Below are 3,815 nucleotides of genomic sequence, written 5' to 3'. Positions count from 1 at the left end.
TATTTACGACAAAAAGGAGTGCAGAAACGGGAGAGGAAATAGGTACAGGTTTAGGAATGTGGCTAGTAAATACTATTGTAAAAGAATATGACGGTGATGTAAAACTACTTTATCCTAATATTGGATTCGGCATTAGAATAATAATTCCACAAAAATATAAATAATATGACGTATAGAATCTTATTTGTTGATGAACAAAAAACGGAACAGGATGATTTTGTTGACTATGTAGAAAAACATTCAGAATTTGAAATAGAACCCGTTACATGTCTACCACTAAGTTCGATGGAAGAAATGATAATGGAAATTGTCGAATTGAATCCTAACGCACTTATCACAGACTTTATGCTCAATGATATTAAACAGGATGTCAAATACAATATTCCTTATAATGGTGTAGAGTTAGTGAACGAGTTTTGTGTAATAAAGAAAGGTTTTCCTTGCTTTATTATGACTTCTCATGAAAACCAAGCTATTTCACAATCAGAAGACGTAAATATTGTATATGTAAAAAAGCTATTTAACAATGAAGATCCAGAAAATACATCATTTATAGGGAAGGTTGTTGAACAGATTAAACATTATCATAAACATTTGGAAACGGCTCAAAGTCGAATCTCTGAATTGATTTCAAAGCGGAATCAAGAACCTTTGACATGTAAGGAAGAAGAGGAGTTAATAATGCTAGACTCGCTTATTGAAGGATCAATTGATAATAGAAGCTCTATACCAAATGAAATCAAAAAAATGTCTAATTCTCAAAAGATTTCGGATTTGATAACAAGAGCAGATATATTAATATCAAAATTTGAACAACTTAATGAAAAACTTTCGAAATAGTACGCCAGCTAGGAGCCGTGTTAGTTCAAAGAAGAACTATTTGGAATACAAACCTTTTTTAATAGAAGACTTCCATCACAAATGTGGTTATACTGATTGTAGAGATTATTGGTTTGGCGGTCCAAGATGTTTCCATATTGATCATTTCATTCCATGGAGAAAACATATTGTAGATAATCCAAATCTTAAAACCGACTATAATAATTTAGTATATTCATGCTCTTATGTAAATATTCTAAAGTCTGATGATGAAAACTCCAATTATTTGGATCCATGTACTGTTGACTATAACAAGCATTTTCATAGAGATGACATGGGTAATATCATTCCTGATACAGAGGAAGGAAAATACATGTTTGACCATCTTAGAATGGGTCTTTGCCGCTATGCTATTGTATGGAAGTTGGATCAGATGAAAGACAAAATGGAAGAACTTATTAAAGTTAAAGAAGTGTTAGATAATGCTGCTGAGAAAAACAGTGAATTGTTGACTGAAATATGTGTGTTGATATCTGAATTTACATGTGAATATTTAAAATATGAAAACTATCTTGCATTAAATCAATGAAACAAAGTATATTTCAATACTTAAAAAAGAAAAACATTTCTGACCCATTCATGGTGGATTCTTTGTTTATTTCAGCGTTTGCTGTTAAGAACCAATGGGTTATAAACGTCAATGCTGATTTAATAGAACACACTAAGTGTGTTGATCCTGAAGAATTAAATGAATTCATTCAACAATTAGAGCAATGTGATTGTGATTTTACATTTGAATGTTTGATTGAATTATTTGAGTTTGTAGTCTCTCCAAAAGACAAAGTAGTCACTGGGGCGATTTATACACCAAAAGAGGTTAGAACGCTAATAATAAATCAGGTATTAAATGCATTAGATATTAAAAAGTTGAAAACGGTGAAAGTGGGTGATATTGCATGTGGATGCGGTAGTTTTTTAATGGATGTTGCTCTTTATATTCATAATAAGACTGGCCGTAATTATATAGATATATATAAAGAACAATTATATGGAATAGATATTCAAAAATATTCGGTGCAACGTAGCCAAATATTATTATCACTTCTTGCAATTTCAGAGGGCGAGGATAACAATTTTGAATTTAATATTAAACATGCTAATACACTTACGTATGATTTTGAAAAAATGATCAGTAAAAATGGGGAAAAATTAGATGTCATTGTTGGGAATCCTCCTTACGTCTGTTCAAGAAACATGAATTCTGATGTAAAAGTAGCATTAAATAAGTGGAGCGTTTGCCAAACAGGACACCCAGATCTATATATACCATTTTTCCAAATAGGCTTGGAAAATATAAAAGAAAATGGTGTTTTGGGTTATATAACCATGAATAGTTTTATAAAAAGTTTGAATGGAAGAGCGTTAAGAAAATATTTTCAGGATAATCATTTCAAGTTTGATTTAATTGATTTTAGAGACAGGCAGATTTTTAAATCGAGGAGCACTTATACTTGCATTTGTATTATTAGAAAAGAACAATCCAGTACCATAAATTATGGTATTAATAAATTTGATAGTATAAATAAAGTACCATGTTTTATAAAAGTAAAATACTCAGATTTAAATTATTATTCTGGATGGAATTTAAATCAATATACTAAAAATTCGAGCATTGAATCAGTGGGAATCCCTTTGGGGGAATACTGTTCTTCAAGTCATGGGATTGCTACATTGAGCAATAAAACATACATTTTCCATCCATATTTTTCAGATGATGAATATTACTATTTCAATAAGGATGGGGTGGATTGGAGAGTAGAAAAAAAAGTTTGCAGAAGCATTGTTAACTCAAATAAATTGACAAAAGAGGTTGATTATGATTCTATTGCAGAAAAAGTAATATTCCCATATACAAATGACACAAAACCGTCTGTCATTGAAGAAAATTATTTTATAGATGTATACCCTCAGGCATATCATTATTTAAATGCTCATAGACATTTATTGCTTAGTCGAGACAAAGGTAAAGGTTCTGAATACGATCATTGGTATGCATTTGGTCGTTCCCAGGGAATAAAGAAAACAAAGGCAAAGCTTTTGTTCCCTAAAATTGCTAATAAACCGCCACATTGTATACTCTCCACAGACCCAGATTTATTGTTTTATAACGGACAGGCTTTTATTGACGATGATATTAATAAGTTAATCGTCGTAAAACGTATTGTAGAGTCTTCGCTGTTTTGGTCATACATATCATCTACTAGTAAACCATATTCTTCAGGATATTATTGTTTAAATGGCAACTACATTAAGAATTTTGGAATATATTCATTCTCTCCAACCGAATATGAGTTTTTAATTAGTGAAAATGATCAGGATAAAATAAATGAGTTTATTGACAAAATTTATAATAATTGTTGCTTCACTCATTGATTTTTATATTTTGATTACTAATTAGATGAGAGTTGGGAAGAGTATGTACTATGTTTGTCAAAAACATTGTAGCCACAGAATCCGATTCTTTCAAAACAACAACTGACAAAAGACAATATCTTTATGGTGAATTAACCACAAAACAAGAGTCAGGCTTCGTTATGACAATAAATTAATAAAACATATCAAGGCTGTCGAATGACTGTTTGATACCGTTGGCTCTTTGCCCAAAGCCGACAACAAATACATCTCCAAGAAGAGAATCTCTGAACTTATGGATTCTGAATCGGATTATGTCAGGGTTTCAATGACTTATGTAAATGATGGGAGCGAAAGGCTAATTCAAAAATCCTTCAAATTCACCAAAAGCCTCAGCGGTGAAATCTCCACTTCCAATTTTTCCTACGATTTGTACATACAACGTAAGCATACGTTGAAATACACGTTGTAGGGGTTGTAGTCGTGCCGTACTTTTGCGGTCGCAATAATGCACATGTATACAACTGTTACAAAACCATGACAAAGGAAGAGTTCGAAATGTTACAACTGGACTTGCAACAGAG

5 protein-coding genes are annotated in these 3,815 nt (G+C 31.5%); all 5 read left to right on the top strand.

The features are described 5' to 3' along the window. The first annotated feature begins 165 nt into the window (after positions 1 to 165). The 5 genes from IJQ68_RS06710 (at position 166) to IJQ68_RS06690 (ending at position 3,703) form a co-directional block, all read left to right on the top strand. Positions 166 to 840 carry a hypothetical protein gene (locus IJQ68_RS06710; protein ID WP_292798494.1) on the top strand — a complete coding sequence of 225 codons (675 nt, stop codon included), beginning with the start codon at positions 166 to 168 and terminating at the stop codon, positions 838 to 840. Between the two features lie 40 nt (positions 841 to 880). Next, positions 881 to 1,408, top strand: coding sequence for an HNH endonuclease signature motif containing protein (locus tag IJQ68_RS06705; RefSeq protein WP_292798492.1), 528 nt, complete (start codon positions 881 to 883; stop codon positions 1,406 to 1,408). A gap of 62 nt (positions 1,409 to 1,470) precedes the next feature. Beyond that, complete coding sequence (locus tag IJQ68_RS06700; protein ID WP_292798490.1) at positions 1,471 to 3,252, top strand: class I SAM-dependent DNA methyltransferase; 1,782 nt, start codon at positions 1,471 to 1,473, stop codon at positions 3,250 to 3,252. 50 nt (positions 3,253 to 3,302) lie between these two features. Then, positions 3,303 to 3,428, top strand: a complete 126-nt coding sequence (locus IJQ68_RS06695) for a hypothetical protein (RefSeq protein ID WP_292798488.1) — start codon at positions 3,303 to 3,305, stop codon at positions 3,426 to 3,428. Positions 3,429 to 3,526: 98 nt separating this feature from the next. After that, positions 3,527 to 3,703: a hypothetical protein gene (locus tag IJQ68_RS06690; protein WP_292798486.1), complete on the top strand. Its 177-nt coding sequence runs from the start codon at positions 3,527 to 3,529 to the stop codon at positions 3,701 to 3,703. Positions 3,704 to 3,815: the final 112 nt, after the last annotated feature.

It is taken from the genome of Methanobrevibacter sp., from assembly GCF_017447225.1.
Lineage (GTDB): Archaea > Methanobacteriota > Methanobacteria > Methanobacteriales > Methanobacteriaceae > Methanocatella.
This window is presented reverse-complemented; position numbering and strand designations above follow the sequence as displayed.